Source organism: Marivirga atlantica (assembly GCF_016734805.1).
Lineage (GTDB): Bacteria > Bacteroidota > Bacteroidia > Cytophagales > Cyclobacteriaceae > Marivirga > Marivirga atlantica.
In genome coordinates this window covers 1,353,679-1,370,553 of sequence record NZ_JAERQG010000001.1, presented here as the reverse complement: position 1 = coordinate 1,370,553, position 16,875 = coordinate 1,353,679, and the positions used below count along the sequence as shown (strand labels likewise).

13 protein-coding genes are annotated in these 16,875 nt (G+C 37.7%); 5 read left to right on the top strand and 8 right to left on the bottom strand.

Translation table 11 applies throughout. The annotated features are described in order from the left end of the window. Nucleotides 1-2: 2 nt before the first annotated feature. Both JKP34_RS06135 and JKP34_RS06130 read left to right on the top strand, forming a co-directional pair. Nucleotides 3-593, top strand: coding sequence for a riboflavin synthase (locus JKP34_RS06135; protein WP_201918757.1), 591 nt, complete (start codon nt 3-5; stop codon nt 591-593). A gap of 6 nt (nt 594-599) precedes the next feature. Beyond that, a complete protein-coding gene (locus JKP34_RS06130) occupies nt 600-1,298 on the top strand; it encodes a LytR/AlgR family response regulator transcription factor (RefSeq protein WP_201918755.1) in 699 nt (232 codons plus the stop codon). Here the strand turns inward: JKP34_RS06130 and JKP34_RS06125 are convergent. Further along, a complete protein-coding gene (locus JKP34_RS06125) occupies nt 1,272-1,847 on the bottom strand; it encodes a phosphatase PAP2 family protein (protein WP_201918753.1) in 576 nt (191 codons plus the stop codon). The two genes, JKP34_RS06130 and JKP34_RS06125, sit on opposite strands and share 27 nt — an antisense overlap. Nucleotides 1,848-2,193: 346 nt before the next feature. Between JKP34_RS06125 and katG the strand changes: the two genes are divergently transcribed. Continuing rightward, entirely contained in the window at nt 2,194-4,416 is a 2,223-nt protein-coding gene (gene katG, locus JKP34_RS06120) for a catalase/peroxidase HPI (protein WP_201918751.1), read from the top strand. An 86-nt stretch (nt 4,417-4,502) separates the two neighbouring features. On the opposite strand, the gene JKP34_RS06115 is transcribed toward katG, so the two are convergent. Beyond that, on the bottom strand, nt 4,503-5,129 hold the full coding sequence (locus JKP34_RS06115; protein WP_201918749.1) for a carbonic anhydrase: 627 nt from the start codon (nt 5,127-5,129) through the stop codon (nt 4,503-4,505). Nucleotides 5,130-5,233: 104 nt separating this feature from the next. Next, nucleotides 5,234-6,142, bottom strand: coding sequence for an oxygen-dependent coproporphyrinogen oxidase (gene hemF, locus JKP34_RS06110; protein ID WP_201918747.1), 909 nt, complete (start codon nt 6,140-6,142; stop codon nt 5,234-5,236). 105 nt (nt 6,143-6,247) lie between these two features. Here hemF and JKP34_RS06105 point away from each other — a divergent pair, with 105 nt between their 5' ends. Beyond that, on the top strand, nt 6,248-8,335 hold the full coding sequence (locus JKP34_RS06105; protein ID WP_201918745.1) for an alpha-ketoacid dehydrogenase subunit alpha/beta: 2,088 nt from the start codon (nt 6,248-6,250) through the stop codon (nt 8,333-8,335). A gap of 76 nt (nt 8,336-8,411) precedes the next feature. Here JKP34_RS06105 and JKP34_RS06100 read toward each other — a convergent pair whose 3' ends face one another. Together JKP34_RS06100 and JKP34_RS06095 are read right to left on the bottom strand one after the other, a co-directional pair. Continuing rightward, a complete protein-coding gene (locus tag JKP34_RS06100) occupies nt 8,412-10,124 on the bottom strand; it encodes a M3 family oligoendopeptidase (protein ID WP_201918743.1) in 1,713 nt (570 codons plus the stop codon). 66 nt (nt 10,125-10,190) lie between these two features. After that, complete coding sequence (locus tag JKP34_RS06095) at nt 10,191-11,294, bottom strand: 2Fe-2S iron-sulfur cluster-binding protein (RefSeq protein WP_201918740.1); 1,104 nt, start codon at nt 11,292-11,294, stop codon at nt 10,191-10,193. Nucleotides 11,295-11,468: 174 nt separating this feature from the next. Between JKP34_RS06095 and JKP34_RS06090 the strand changes: the two genes are divergently transcribed. Further along, nucleotides 11,469-11,936 carry a hypothetical protein gene (locus JKP34_RS06090; RefSeq protein ID WP_201918738.1) on the top strand — a complete coding sequence of 156 codons (468 nt, stop codon included), beginning with the start codon at nt 11,469-11,471 and terminating at the stop codon, nt 11,934-11,936. A 71-nt stretch (nt 11,937-12,007) separates the two neighbouring features. Here JKP34_RS06090 and JKP34_RS06085 read toward each other — a convergent pair whose 3' ends face one another. The 3 genes from JKP34_RS06085 to JKP34_RS06075 form a co-directional block, all read right to left on the bottom strand. Beyond that, nucleotides 12,008-14,329: an OmpA family protein gene (locus tag JKP34_RS06085; protein ID WP_201918736.1), complete on the bottom strand. Its 2,322-nt coding sequence runs from the start codon at nt 14,327-14,329 to the stop codon at nt 12,008-12,010. Between the two features lie 183 nt (nt 14,330-14,512). Further along, the gene (locus tag JKP34_RS06080; RefSeq protein ID WP_201918734.1) at nt 14,513-15,760 is read right to left on the bottom strand and encodes a M48 family metallopeptidase; all 1,248 of its coding nucleotides are present in this window, start codon (nt 15,758-15,760) and stop codon (nt 14,513-14,515) included. Between the two features lie 6 nt (nt 15,761-15,766). Continuing rightward, the gene (locus JKP34_RS06075; RefSeq protein WP_317193657.1) at nt 15,767-16,774 is read right to left on the bottom strand and encodes a PorP/SprF family type IX secretion system membrane protein; all 1,008 of its coding nucleotides are present in this window, start codon (nt 16,772-16,774) and stop codon (nt 15,767-15,769) included. Nucleotides 16,775-16,875 lie beyond the last annotated feature (101 nt).

Sequence of the window (16,875 nt, the reverse complement as noted above, 5' to 3'; positions counted from 1 at the left end):
ATATGTTTACAGGAATAATTGAAGAGACCGGGAAAGTGCTTTCGGCTGTAAAAGATAAAAGCAACCTGATATTGACCATAAAAAGTCATATTTCGGAAGAATTAAAAATTGACCAAAGTGTATCACACAATGGCGTATGCTTAACAGTAACGGAATTGCATCCTGGTGCCCATACTGTTGTAGCGATTGACGAAACATTAAAGAAGTCGAATATAGGGAATATTAAAGATGGTGACCTGGTAAACCTTGAGCGTTGTATGCAAATGAACGGACGGCTTGATGGTCATATAGTTCAAGGACACGTAGATGCAAAAAGCAAATGTATGGGTGTAGAAGAAAGCGATGGTAGTTGGTTATTTACATTTAGCTATAATAGCCATGATAATGTTTTAGTAGAAAAAGGATCAGTATGTATCAATGGTGTAAGCCTAACCTGCTTCGAGGTTACAGATGACAGTTTTAAAGTTGCCATTATTCCCTATACCTTTGAGCACACAAATTTTAAAAAAATCAAAAAAAACGATGAAGTGAACATAGAATTCGATATAATTGGAAAATATGTACATAAACTTGTCGGTTTAAACAAGAAATAATTAAGCATGGCTGCAGAAATAAATTGTATGGTCGTTGATGACGACCCGATTTTTAGACAATATATAAGTAAGCAAATCAAAGAAACTAATGGTTTAAAATTGGTTACTGAGGCAGATAGTGCCCCAAAGGCCATTGAGCTTTTAGAAGAACATGAAGTAGACATCATCTTCCTTGATGTTCAAATGCCTGAAATGACAGGGATTGAACTTGTTCAGCGTCTGAATAATGGTTACGAAGTAATATTAGTTACAGCCAACGACAGTTATGCTGTTGATGCTTTCGATCAGCGAGTAACGGATTATTTAATTAAGCCTTTTGAGTACGATAGATTTAGCCAGGCTGTAAATAAGGCCAAAGTTAACATTGAAACTTTTAGAAAGAAGAAAGCTCATCTGGAGCATATTTTTATCAAAAGTGATGGTAAAATAATTCACCTACGATTACAAGATATACTTTTTGTTGAAGCACTTGCCGACTATGTTGTTATCAACACAGAAGCTAAAAAGTATATTGTTCACCATACCATGAAAGGTGTAGAAAAGAAACTACCAGAAGGTCGGTTTGTAAGGGTACACAGATCATTCATAGTGAATTTAGAAAAGATCGACTTCATTGAAGATTTGAGTATTCACATCAAAGTAAAGTCAATTCCTATCGGTGCTTCTTACAAAGAGAAACTATACAAGACCATGAATTTTCTGTAGGTCTTTGTAGAAGAACTTTTTATACAACCAGTACACTATAAAAGCGGAAAGAACACCTAAAATAGCACCCATTAGTATATCTCCTGGGTAATGAACACCTGCGTATATGCGGGAATAAGAAACTACTGCAGCCCAAACCAACATGAGCTTGCTCCACTTATTTCTGTAGACCAGAAATAGAAAGGTGCCCAGAGCAAAAGTATTACTAGCATGTGAGGATGCAAAACCATATTGACCTCCACACCTCTTAATAGTGTGTACTAAGTGCTCAATTTCGGGATTATGACATGGCCTTAATCGTTCAAAGAAAGGTTTAAAGAAACCTGATGCAGACTGATCTGCCAAGGTAATAAGCAAGCCAAAGCCCAAAAGCATAAATACAGACCTCCACCCAAGCTGTCTAATGATTAAGATGATTATTAGCAGGTAAAGCGGAATCCATTCATTACGCCCGGTAATAAAACGCATAATAGGATCTAGCCAATCAGCATGTAAGCCATTTAGAAAAAGAAATAATTTTTCGTCCCAGTGAATGAGTGTTTCTAGCATGCCACAATAATAAGGTTTTTATTTTGAGTGTTGAAAGCTTAGGGACCACATTATTTATATAGAAAATCCTAATCAAATATATGATTCAACAATTATATGTCGCTTGTATTCAGGTTAAACACCTTTTGTAATTACTTCATAATCAATTGAAGGGAAAGCTTATTTTATGATTAAAATCATTGAATAAATAAGCTCCTGAAACGAACAAAAATCACCCGATATGATTGTTTAAATAAATAGTAAAAACACAATAGTAATCATCTATCACTTCATAAATCATATAGATGAAAATTATATAATCGATTTCACTAAATTACAAGTACTAAACCAATAAACTTTTTAAAACATGGGAGACATAAACGAGAGTACAGCATCGTACCAAACCAACTCGGGCGACATTAGCAAGTGCCCTTTTCATAACGGAAAAATGGAAGAAATTGCAGGTGGCGGTCCGCGTAACCGCGACTGGTGGCCAAACATGCTAAACCTAGACGTTCTTAGACAGCATTCCAACTTGGTTGACCCAATGGAAAAGGATTTCAACTATGCTGAAGAATTCAAAAAGCTAGATTTAAAAGCTATTAAGCAGGATATCTATGATTTAATGACTGATTCACAAGACTGGTGGCCTGCAGATTATGGTCATTATGGTCCTTTCTTTATTAGAATGGCCTGGCATGCAGCCGGAACCTACAGAATTGGTGATGGGCGTGGTGGTGCAGGTTCAGGTACTCAACGTTTTGCTCCATTAAATAGCTGGCCCGATAACGCAAACCTTGATAAAGCGCGCTTATTGTTGTGGCCAATCAAGAAGAAATATGGCAAGAAAATATCCTGGGCTGATTTAATGATATTAGCAGGCAACTGTGCTCATGAGTCTATGGGGCTCGAGATGTATGGTTTTGCTGGTGGTCGTGAAGATGTTTGGCAACCTGAAGAAGAAATCTATTGGGGCTCTGAAACAGAATGGCTGGGCAGCAAAGCCAGATATGAAGGAGAAGATTTAGAGAATCCTTTAGCTGCCGCTCATATGGGATTAATTTATGTAAATCCTGAAGGCCATAACGGAAATCCTGATCCTGCCGAAGCTGCACATTATATTAGGGAGACATTCAAACGTATGGCTATGAATGATTATGAAACAGTAGCCCTTATAGCAGGTGGTCATACATTTGGTAAAACGCACGGTGCGGCCGATCCTACTAAACATGTGGGGGTAGAGCCAGCTGGTGCTAGTATGGAAGAACAATCAATGGGATGGAAAAACTCACATGGTTCTGGAAAAGGTGCTGATACAATTACCAGCGGTATTGAAGGTGCATGGACTGCAACACCGACAAAATGGAGTAATGGCTACTTTGAAAACCTTTTTAAATACGATTGGGAATTACATAAAGGCCCTGGGGGTGCTTATCAGTGGAAACCTAAAGATGGTGCTGGTGAAGGTACAATTCCAGATGCACATGACCCGAGCAAGAAGCACGCTCCTTTTATGCTAACTACTGACCTTTCATTGAAAGTAGATCCAGCATATGAAAAAATATCACGCCACTTTTATGAAAATCCTGATGAGCTAGCAGAAGCCTATTCCAAAGCTTGGTACAAATTAACCCACAGAGATATGGGACCTATTGATCGCTACCTGGGTGAAGAGGTTCCTAAAGAAGAACTCATCTGGCAAGATCCTATACCAAAGGTTAATTATAAACTAAGTGATAGTGATATTGCTGATTTGAAAAAGAAAGTGCTTGATTCAGGCTTATCTATTGCCGAACTAGTAACTACTGCATGGGGATCAGCGGCTACTTTCAGGAACTCAGATAAAAGAGGTGGTGCAAATGGTGGCCGCATCAGGCTAGCACCTCAAAAAGATTGGGAGGTAAACAATCCTACTCAATTGTCTAAGGTTCTTGACAAACTAGAAGCTATTAAAAAAGACTTTGGTAAAGAAATATCTATTGCTGATTTAATTGTTCTGGCAGGATGTGCCGGTGTTGAGAAAGCTGCAAAAGATGCAGGATTTGATATTACTGTTCCATTCACCCCTGGAAGAGGCGATGCTACTGCTGAGCAAACCGATGCCGAAGCATTTGATCCTTTAGAACCAGCTGTAGATGGTTTTAGAAATTTCGCCAATAAAAACAATGCATCAATTGCCGAAAGAGTATTGATCAATCATGCTCAGTTGCTTTCATTAACGGCACCTGAAATGACTGTTTTAGTAGGTGGTATGCGTGCCATGAATGCTAATTACGATGGATCGAAACATGGTGTATTTACTGAAACGCCTGGTAAACTGACGAATGATTTCTTTGTGAATTTATTAGACTTTGGAACTACCTGGAACTCAACTAATGACGAGCAAACAGTTTTTGAAGGTAAAGACAGGAAAACCGGTAAAGTTAAGTGGACGGGAACCAGAAACGATTTAATTTTTGGATCAAATTCAGAGTTAAGAGCACTTGCTGAGGTTTATGCTACTGACGATGCTAAAGAGAAATTTGTTCACGACTTTGTAGCAGCGTGGGACAAAGTGATGAATCTTGATCGTTTCGATTTAAAGAAGTAAATTTTTATTGCGTTTAGATAATACAAAAGGTGATCCAAAATGGAATCACCTTTTTTTATGAATTAACCTTTTATACCATCTATGGCTTATACAATCCTGTAAATCTCCATGATATTATTCAAAATCTGCTCGAAGTTAATTTCTAAATCAATAAGTTTACCTGAGTGTATATCGAACACCCAACCATGAACTGTTAAATTCCTTTCTTTAATAGCTTTTTGTACTTCTGGTGTTTTTAAAACATTGGTACATTGCTCCTGCACATTTAACTCCACCAACCGTTTATATTTCTCATCATCATCACTAAGGCTGTCAAGCTCCTTTTTATGAAGTCTGTAAACATCCCGAATATTTCTTAACCAGGGATTTAGAACTCCTAAATCAGCCGACTGCATAGCCGCTTTAACACCTCCACAAAAATAATGACCACAAACCACTACATGATTTACTTTTAAATGCTCCACTGCATAATTCACTACTGAAAGGGCACTTTGATCAGTGGTAGGCACCATGTTGGCAATATTCCTGTGTACAAAAACATCACCCGGGCCTAACCCCATTAACTCTTCAGCAGTAACCCGACTGTCCGAGCATCCGATGTAGAGCACTTCAGGGTTTTGCCCTTTAGACATATCGCTAAAGTAATTTTTATCAACTGAAAGCTTTTCGTTAACCCAGGCCTGATTATTTTTAAATATTTCTTTAATGTTCATGTTCAATAGGTTATTTAAAGGTCTTTCAATGATTCCAGAATATATCGGAAACAAATAACCACTGCATGAATATAAAGAAATTGTTTAGAACTCGGTAAATCACTTTAGTTTATCCAATCAATATTCTTCTTTAGTAATTTTGCAGTTTCTTTCTCAAAACCTTCCTGATGTTGATAATTGTATGCCCAATTTGCTGTTGGTGGCATACTCATTAAAATGGATTCTGTTCTTCCTCCTGTTTGTAGACCAAATTTGGTTCCTCTATCCCATACTAAGTTAAATTCCACGTATCGGCCTCTTCTTAATAGTTGCCATGCCTTATGCTTTTCCTCAAAGAGTTTCTCTTTATTAATCTGCATAAGGTGCGTATAAACAGGCGCAAAGCTCTCCCCTATTGACTGAACAAATTTGAATACATCTTCTTTCGATTTATTACTGTCCTCTTTCAATCTGTCGAAGAATATCCCACCTATTCCTCTGGTTTCATTTCTATGAGGAAGATAAAAGTATTCATCGGCCCAGCTTTTGAAGTTAGGATAATAATCTAAATCATGCCGGTCACAAGCATTTTTTAATTGTTGATGAAACCATGAGGCTTGTTCTTTATCAATAATATGCGGAGTTAAATCTATTCCGCCACCAAACCAATAAGTACCATTACTCAATTCAAAGTAGCGCACATTCATATGGATGATAGGAACCATTGGGCTTTTGGGATGCATGACAATGGAAACACCCGTAGCGAAAAAGGTAGGTGTTTGTTCATCATCTACTTCAACTTCCAGAGTATTTAAAAGACTTTTGGGTGCTTCTCCTTTCACAGCCGAGAAGTTCACTCCAGCTTTTTCAAGCACTGCTCCATTACTTAAAAGTCTTGATTTACCTCCACCGCCAGAGGTATGTTGCCATTCATCAGTTTTAAATTCTCCTTTACCATCTTCCTTCTCAATGGCATTGCATATATCGCTTTGTAACTCCTGAAACCAATTGCTAATATTCTCTTTGGAAATCATCTTATACCGCTTTTTCTCCTATTATCAAATTTGTGTAATAATCTCTTAGCCTTCGGGCAAAATTAACTATTTTTGAGGTGGAACGAAGGTAGAAAATTAAGCCGAATGAGTACAAAAACCAGTCAGAAAAGTAAATCCAAAATAGATAAAGAAATTCTTCTTAAAGCTTACGAGCTGATGCACACTGCCAAAAGAATGGCAGAAATTTACGATGAAAATAAGCCTGTTGCGGCTAAATATGTTCATAGTACCTCAAGAGGTCATGAAGCTATCCAACTAGCTGCTTCTATGCAGTTGGATGCAATCGATTACGCTGCGCCTTATTATCGTGATGAGTCATTCTTGTTGGGCATAGGTATGGAGCCATACGAATTGATGCTTCAGCTAATGGCTAAAAAAGATGATCCTTTCTCAGGAGGAAGAACCTACTATAACCACCCTTCTTTAAAAAGGGAAGGCATGCCAACCATTCCGCACCAAAGTTCTGCTACTGGCATGCAGGCAATACCTGCTACAGGGATGGCACATGCTATTAAATATTTGGAAGGACAAAACTTACTTGAAGGAGACAAAAAACCTGTAGTGGTTTGTTCTTTAGGAGATGGCTCCGTTACTGAAGGGGAAGTATCAGAGGCTTTTCAAATGGCAGTATTAAAGAACCTCCCTATCATATATTTGATTCAGGATAATGATTGGGGCATTTCAGCTACAGGAGCAGAAATGCGGGCCATGAACGCCTATGAATTTGCCGCAGGTTTCAAAGGGTTAAAACGCATTCAGGCAAATGGCTCTGACTTTGCAGATTCATTCGATAAGATGAAACAGGCTATTGACCATGTGAGGAAAAGAAAAGGACCCGTTTTGGTTCACGCAAATTGTCCGCTATTAGGTCACCATACTTCAGGTGTGCGTAAGGAATGGTATCGTACGGATGATGATTTAGAAATTCATGCAGTAGGTGATCCATTACCTAAGTTTCACAAATATTTGGTGGAGGCAGGTTTTGAAGAAAAGGAACTTGATAAGTTAGCAAAAGCTGGTGTTAAGATTGCTGAAGATTCATTTGAGCGAGCTGTAGAAGCCGCAGATCCTGATCCTGAGGATGTGATGTTACATGAGTTTGCTGAAACACCAATTGTTGAAGAAAAAGGAGAAAGAAAACCAAAAGGCGCTGAAAAAAGCGTGATGGTAGATGCCGCCTTGCATGCAGTTGATGATATCTTAAAAAATAATCCTGAAGCCTTGTTTTATGGGCAAGATGTTGGCGGTACGCTAGGTGGTGTATTCCGTGAAGCAGCTAATCTTGCCAAAAAATACGGTGACGAGCGCGTTTTCAATACGCCAATTCAGGAAGCTTACATAGTAGGAAGCACAGCAGGCATGTCTGCTGTTGGTGCTAAACCCATAGTTGAAATTCAATTTGCTGACTATATCTGGCCTGGTATTAACCAATTGGTTGAAGAGCTTTCTAAATCTTGTTATCTATCAAATGGTCAGTTTCCTATTCAATCACTCATAAGAATTCCGATAGGTGCTTATGGTGGTGGTGGTCCTTATCATTCTGGCAGTATTGAATCAACAGTATTGAACATTAGGGGAATTAAAGTAATATTCCCATCCAACGCGGCCGATATGAAAGGTTTGTTAAAGGCAGCTTTCCATGACCCAAATCCAGTAGTTTGCTTTGAGCACAAAGGCTTATACTGGTCTAAAGTGCCTGGAACTGACGATGCCAAGACTTTCGAGCCTGACGAAGACTATATTATTCCATTGGGCAAAGCCAGAGTAGATCAGGAAGCCGATCAGGCAATGATTGATGCTGGCGAATCTATGGTAGTTATCACTTATGGTATGGGCGTTTACTGGGCTAAGGAAGCCAGCAAGCAGTTTGAAGGTCAAGTAGAAATCATTGACTTGAGAACGCTTAACCCAATAGATTGGGAAACCATTTCTGAAAGTGTTAAAAAACATGGAAGAGGCTTGGTGCTTACCGAGGAACCGGTAATGAATTCTTTTGCCGAGTCACTTGCCGGACGATTAAACCAACATTGTTTCGAGCATTTAGATGCACCAGTAAAAGCTTATGGCGCGTTAAACCTACCTGCTATTGGCTTAAATGTAGTATGGGAAAATGCCATGTTACCTAATGCCGAAAAAGTAGCGAAAGAGATAGAAGGCTTGTTGGCTTATTAAGTTCTTTTTGAATTAGTACCAACTAGATATTGATGTTAAAAGCTCATAATCGTAAAGATTATGAGCTTTTCTGTTTTTAATCAATTTTAGCCATTTCCTCTTTAACAAAATTTATCAGACTACTGATGTTCTCTTCGCTAAAATCGAATTTGATATTGGCAGCCTCGTATACTTCAGGAATAGATTTAGTATAACCCAATTTCAAGGCATTCATATAAGCTTCCAATCCTTTTTTATTATCTGCTTTAAAGTTCTTCCAAACCGCTACAGCACCTAATTGCGCCATGCCATATTCAATGTAATAAAAAGGTACCTCAAACAGATGCAGCTGCTTCTGCCAGATATTATCCTTTTTCTTTTCAAGACCTGACCAATCTGTTACACCATCAGAGAAAGCATCAAATATCCTGTTCCACTCCTCTGTGCGCTCTTCAATTGTATGATTTGGGTTTTCATAAATCCAATGCTGAAATTTATCAATGGTAGCTACCCATGGCAAGGTTTCAATAATTTGTTCGAGGTGTTCCTTCTTGGCTCTTTTCAATTCCTCTTCATTATCAAAAAACACGTCCCAGTGATCCATAGTAATCAGCTCCATGCTCATGGAAGCTAATTCCGCTACCTCGGAAGGGGTTTCCTTAAAGCTATTCAATGAGAGGTCATTCATGAGGAATGAGTGTACTGCATGGCCACCTTCATGCAATAAAGTAACCATATCTCTTAAGGTGGAAGTAGCATTCATAAAGATGAAAGGCACACCTGTTTCCGAAAGTGGGTAATTATAACCACCCGGAGCCTTCCCTTTTCTTGAATCAAGATCGAGATGACCCATTTCCTCCATCTTCTCCAGACACTCCCCTAAATAAGGATCGAGCCTTTTAAAGCAAGTCACTGTTTTCTTAGTAAGGTCTTTTGCCCCATGGAAAGGTTCTAAAGCTTTCTTACCGGTAACATCTACCGCTTTATCCCATGGACGTAAATTTTCTACACCTAGCTTCTCCTTTCGCTCTTTGGCAATATCGTCCAATAAAGGCACTACCTCTGTTTGTACAGAATCATGGAAGTCAAAGCAATCTTTAGGAGCATAGTCAAAACGGCCCATAGCCGCGAACATATAATCGCGGAAGTTATCAAAGCCAGCGTTTTTAGCTAGCTCAGTTCTTAGAGCAATAAGTTCATTGAACAGCTCATCCAGCTTATCTTTATCCTGCTGCCTTCTATCGCTAATCTTTGTATAAATTTCTTCTCTTAATTCCCGATCAGTGGATTGCAACATAACAGCCGCCTGTTGTAATGTCATTTCTTTACCACCATGTGTAATATCCATAGCTCCGGAAATGGCTCCATATTTCTGACTCTTACTAGCAATTTCAGTCTGTAAAGGAATATTCTCTTCTCTGAAGATTTTAACTTCCTTTTCCATCTCACGAATCATAATATCAAAGCCTGGTTCCTTTTTTAAAGCATCGAGATAAGGAGATGCTAATGCCTTTTTATTGAGCTTATCAGAATAAGGAGCCATATGAGGTTCAATTTCCCGTACAAAGTACTCGTAAGCCTGAGCAAGTGTTTCATCAGCAGTATCGCATGTCATTTTTATATAACGCCATGCCATATCCTCTGAAACCACAGCCTCCAATTCACTCATTTGCTTAAACCATATCCGCAATTCATCTTCAGAGTTGATTTCCGCTTCCAGAAGTTGATCGAAATAAGGCTTAAGTCCGTCCCAGTCTTCTACTTTAAAATCTTCCGGTAAAAATATTCTTTTGTATATCGTAAATTCCATAAGTTATCATTCATAAAAAAAGAGGAACATGTCCTCTTCTTATTTTACTCTTTATAGCACTAAATGTTACCCGATTTGAATCTTTACTCCTGGCGAAGTAGGATGCCCTACACAGGTTAACACATAACCTTCTTCTCTTTCAGAATCAGAAAGACCTTCATCTTCATCCAAATGCATGGTACCTGAAAGTAGTTTCCCTCTACAGGCGGTACATAAACCACTCTGGCAAGAAAACGGCAAATCAATATCTTTATCTAAAGCAGTTTCCAGAATAGATTTATCAGCAGGAACAGTAAAAACATGCTCTTCATCATCGAAAAGAACTGTTACTTCATAATCCTGACCACTGCCTTCAGTTGTCTCTTTTTGGGCTTTATCAATAGTACCCTGAACAAAGCTTTCTTTGTATACATTGTCTTTAGGAATGCTTAAAGATTCAAGCATCTGCTCAACATTCTTCATCATGCCTTCAGGGCCACACATCAGGTACTGCGTGTTTTCATGTCCCCAGCTAGGAATACGATCGAATATTTTCTTGAGCATTTCTTCATTTAAAAGTCCGGATTCACCCTGCCAGTTAAGTGGTGCATCATCAAGCACATGAATGATGTGCATTCTACCCTCAAACTTGTCTTGCAAATCATCCAGTTCCTTTTTGAAGATGACTGATTCAAGATTTCTGTTGGCATAAATCAATGAGATAATGCTATCATTTTCTGCATGAAGGATAGACTTTGAAATACCCATCATTGGTGTAATACCACTACCTCCGGCAAACATGATTAGGTGTCTTTTCTTTTCGGCATCTACCTCAGTCGTGAATTTACCCATTGGCTCTAATACCTTAAAGGTATCACCGGCTTTGGTATTGTCATTCAGGAAATTTGACATCTTACCATTTTCCACACGCTTTACTGAAACTGCAGGATATTCATCCACTAAAGGTGAAGTACAAAGCGAGTAGGCTCTTCTAACACTTTCGCCTTCAATATCAGTTATAAGCGTTATAAACTGACCAGCTGTGTAGGTAAACTCCCAGTCAGGCTTTTCAAATTCAATAACGATGGCATCTTTAGTTGCCTTAATTACTTCTTTTACAGTTAATTCTTTATATCTATCCTGCTTTTTACTTGTGTCTTTATCTTTCTTTTTGAAAAAATTAAATGCCATAATCTATCTATAATTTTAGCTGATAACAGCTTGTTATGTTTAAGGTTTGCACAAAAATAAGAATCATTCATTAAAAACGACATGTATTTAAAAGATTGTGGCTTTCTAAATATTTCAAGAGGAAGGAACAAACTTTCTCTAAAAACATTCAGTTATAAACACAAAGCAAAAATTATGGCTAGAGCAAACATAAAATTGATTGATGCGATTAGAAAAGCCGCTAAGAAAATAGAGGATGGCTCAAATTATCAGTGGGGCCATATGGGCGGATGCAACTGCGGACATTTAGCACAAGAACTCACCCAATTTTCCAAAAGAGAAATTCATGAATATGCTATGCGGAAATCAGGAGACTGGACCGAGCAGGTTAATGATTTTTGTGGCATTACCGAAATGCCAATGGATGAGATCATCTCTTCTATGATGGAATCAGGATTGGAGAGAAATGATATGATTGAATTAGAACGCCTAAAAAACCATGAAGTAAGAAAGGTATTAGGCGAAAAAGGGATACAGCTAAGACATAATGTTAAGGAAGATGTAGTGCTTTATATGAAAGCATGGGCAGATTTACTAGAAGAAGAATTGTTAGACAAGGTTAAATTACCTCAAGTAGAAAAGTCCGAACTGCAAGAAGCGTAAACCTCAAAATCTTAAATTAAAAAGGCTGATCAGATGATCAGCCTTTTTAATTTACTAGTCTGTGGTATCAATTATCTTTCTGCTTTATTCAAATCTACTATTTGAACTTCAACCCTTCTGTTTTCTTCAGGGTTCTGAGAGTCAGCTTGAGTTGCACCATAACCTTTTGCAATAATTCTTCTACGCACTATACCATTTGCTTTTAAATTAAAGAAGTTAAGCACCTCAATTGCTCTTTTATTGGATAGTTTCCTGTTAAACTCAGGATCCCCCTCTGCTGAAGCATATCCGGAAATCTGAATACCTAACTCTTCATTATCCTGAAGGATATCATATATCTGCTGAAGTTTACTCTTATACTCATCCTTCAATTGAGCCTGGCCTACATCAAAATAAATTTTGTAAATAGGTTCCAATAATGACTTGTCATAATTTACTGAAGCCGATTTTGACTTATCCTCTTTTTGTTTCTCAGCTTCTTCCGTCACATACATAGTAGGTAACGAGTAAATAGTTTCCCCCTCAACATTTCTGCTTTTCAAGGTAGTGGTATCACTCTCATCGTAGTAATAAGTTCGACTAGCCACTTCCATCTCATCACTATTGGAAGAGAAATCAACATCATCTACAGGATTAACTGTATACATTAAATCCATTAAATAATTAAATGCTGCCGTATCTTCTGTGGCAATAATAGCATCCATCATGTCATACACATCAAGGCTATCATTCTGCACGAGCATCGCCTCGTTTGCTTGCCTAGGATTATACTGCTGTGATTGCTTGGTATCATAGAAGGCATTATTAACAGTTACTTCCTGCCCAACCACTACATCGAATTGTTTGATCAACTTCAAATTAATTTTCTGGTATAACTCATAAAAATAAGTCTGATTAGGCACATTGATATTTAAGGTATATGGTAAATAACCTTCCGATTCAATGATGAGGTCATAGTTTTTACCCGGAGGCAAAATGATTAGGTAATTACCAGTTTTTGGATCCGGATCATACACATAATCTACTTTGGTATTGTTCTCGTTGTCAATCAGTTTTATTTTTGTTGGTACAGGTTTTTCCTCGTCTCCTGCTGTAATTTTACCTTTTAACATAGTAAGTGGTATATTGGCATATTGCTCAGGCATCTCAAAAGTGTAGATGTCCTGACCTCCATAACCACCTTGACGATCTGAAGAAAAGAAACCTCTGCTACCATCAGCTGTCAGCGTAAAGTAATTATCATCTAAAGGTGTATTGATTGGGTAACCCATATTTTGTGGTGCATCCCATTTACCACCAAGTTTAACACTTTTGAAAATATCTCTACCACCCATTGAACCCATTCCATTGGAGGTGAAATATAAGGTTTTCATATCCGGATGAATAAATGGTGCATCTTCATCATACTTACTGTTGATATTAGGCCCAAGGTTTTTAACATTTCCCCAGCTGCCATTGGCTAATTTTTCTGCCACATAAATATCCATACCACCAAAACCGCCAGGTCTGTTACTGGCAAAATAAATCATTTTACCATCAGGTGTAATTGAGGCAGTAGATTCAAGGCTTGTTGAGTTCAATCCTTTCAGAGGTGCCGGAGTGCTCCACTTGTCACCTTCTTTATTCATGATGTATATATTTCCCTTGTTTCCAGAGCCTATAAAAACAAGCATTTGCTGGCCATCAGGTGAAATACCTGCAGTACCAACATTCTCATTGGTATTAAAAGAAACTTTAGTTAAATCACCCCAGTTACCACCAGAACTGCTTGTAGCTGTATAAACCTCTTCTACAGCCCTACCTCCTCTTTCGCCTGGTCTTAAAGTGGTAAATGCCATGATAGACTGATCAGCAGAAACTACAGGATTGTACTCAGTATATTCTGTATTAATAGGAGGTGCCATTCTCACTATATCAATCTCCTTTTTATCGTTTAGTAAACGTACTGCATTCTGACTTTTTTGCTTTTGTAGGCTTACTTCATCTTCTAATTTGGCATCCTTACCTTTGATGAGAGAAAGATATTTATCGTAGTATTTTTCGGCTTTTTCTAACTGTAAGTTTTTATGGTAAGCCTGTGCCATATAGTAGTAAACTTCATTAGGCACATTTTGAAAATTATTCATTCTATCAAGTGTTTCAAAGCTCTTAATAGATTTTAACTGATCAGTTGCATTAGGTTGCTTCAAATAGGAAACACCGAGCATATAAAGCACATATGGCTCCTTTGAACCAAGTTCTACTGCTTCATTCAATTGAGGAATGGCAGCATCATAATTCTCGATTTTGAAGTAGTTTTCCCCTCGGTATATTAAATCATCAATTTTTGATTGTTGACCTAATACTGCCAAGGCACTTGCAAAAAATAGTAATGTAAAGAATAATTTCTTCATAATAGTTAATGTTAAGCGGCACAAAGTGTAGCCTGCATGCTTACTAAGAACTTTGTAAGTTGTATACTGTTTGGATGTTACTCATCTTGATTTGATGAACTATTTTAATTACTGAATAAAAATAGTTGCACTACCCTCAAACTGTCTTAAATATATAGTATTTATTTAAAATAGGATAAGAAATCAGGCTGTTCTTTCAATTGCAGCCAGCCTTTTTAACAATGGAGGATGTGAGTAATGGAAGAAAACATACAAACTATGAGGCCTTAAATTACTCAAGTTATCAACTGAAAGTTTTTTAAGCGCTGTTGCTAAAGCTTCACCTTTGTAAGTTTTAGCTGCAAAATTATCTGCTTCAAACTCATGTTTTCTGCTGATGAAATTTGATAACAAGCCAGTTAACAAGCTGATGGGTGTATAGATAATTCCGAATGCGATGAAATTGACACCAAAACTCAACCTATCCGTACCTAAGGCCTCACTTAATGTAGGTTGAAAAATCATGAAGGACATAATAAAGAGCATTACGCCAATTTGTAAAATTCCACTAAACATACCCGAATAAGTATGCTTTAACTTATAGTGACCTACCTCATGAGCTAAAATAGCAACAAGTTCTTCTGTTGTATGCTTTTCAATAAGTGTATCAAAAAGCACAATCTTTTTCCTGCTACCGAAGCCAGAGAAATAAGCATTCGCTTTGGTTGAGCGTTTGGAGCCATCAATGACGAAAATATTGTTTATCGGAAACTCAACAGATTTTCCATATTCCATGATGGCTGTCCTTAGTTCACCTTCATCCAGAGGCGTGAGTTTGTTAAATAGTGGAACTATCCAACTAGTATAAAAGAAATTCATCCCAATCATAAATACTGATATCACTATCCAGAATATCCACCAAAATGACTGCCCCAAACTAATGATAAGAAATATCAGAAGAGCAATTAATATCCCTCCTAACAAAGCTGTTAACACATAACCTTTAAGCTTATCAAGAAAGAATGTCTTTAGTGTCGCTTTATTAAAGCCATACCTATCTTCAATTTTAAAAGTAGCATAGAGCTGAAAAGGCGTGTTTAATAAATCATTAATCAAGAAAATAATGCCGAAGAAAGCCAGTGTTTGTCCTACTAGAGAATAGAAGTAGTGACTCACCCACTCATCAAGCCAGCCTAACAACCCAAATATTACGACTAACAGAATGAGAATAAGACTAAAAAAACCATTAATAAGCCCGAAGTAAGTGTTCTCCCTCTGGTAGGCCAATGCTTTTTTATATTTTTCTTGATTGTAAAACAGCTTTACTGAATCAGGTACTTTAGTGGTACTATCTTTACCCAAATTCAATAAATCTATCAGCGTAGTAAGCAAATACTCACCAGTGATTATCACTAATATGATAGTCAGGAAAGCTTCAGTATGTAATTGCATAAATTATTAAAATTTAGGACAAGGAATCCTCAATTTATCTGCAGGTGGGCGTCTAGGATCGGTAAGGGACAGCACATATGAAATAGATATTTCATGAGCGCCTCCACTTCTAATTCCTAAGCCTGATAAGGTATAATCAAAGCTATAACCTACAGAAAGCTTCTCATAGGTATAACCCAATATTAATATTAAAGATTCAGCACTAGAGAACCCTTCATTAGCTGACGCAAACGGAATCCCTCTATATTGTAAACCAACCACCATTGGCTCTAGTGTGCTGTATACACCTAAATCCAACTGACGAAAAGGACCTTGCATTTTGAATTGAGCAGTTGGGGTTATGCTTCTTTCATCACCATATCTGGTGTAACCAGGTCTCCCTTGTCCAGTTTTAAGAGGTATTTTATAACCTGCATGAAATGAGTGTCTCATATTCAACACACTGGCGGTCCCTACAACAGATTGATTAGGTTGATTCAAGTGATAGTTGGAATAACCGAACCATAGATTCTCTGTATACAATACTCCTCCCAAAGAAAGGTCGAAAATAAATTTACTTGATCCCGCACCTGATTCACCCGTAGGATTTGAAAAGCATTGGCATTCAGGATCAAACGAATCAGCAAAGGTTAATCTGCTAAAATCCAGATTTGTATTAATAACACCTACCTGTACTCCAGGTCGAAAGGTCAGCTTCTCAGTAAGCCTTAACTGATAGGAATATTGAGCACCAACTGTAGTTGACCTATACCCTACCTGACCTTCCTGATCTCTTAAAACAATAAAACCAACCCCACTATTGATCATATCAAAATAGTGATCAAAATAAGCAGAGTAGGTGGTGAAGTTAGCACTTATACTAGGCCATTGATTTCTGTAGTTAACGCCAAAACGACTCATCTGCGTATTTCCGGCAAATGCAGGATTTAAATATAAAGGAGCTGCATAGAACTGTGAAAACTGTGGATCCTGAGCAGAAACTTGCTGCATAGAACAAATCATTAGCAGCACCACAGCCGATAACTTCGGAATAAACTTAACTTTCAAAATATTCTTTAGCACACAAACAGTATTCAAAATTGTCGAAATATATGAAAATAGTGACAAAGGCTAAG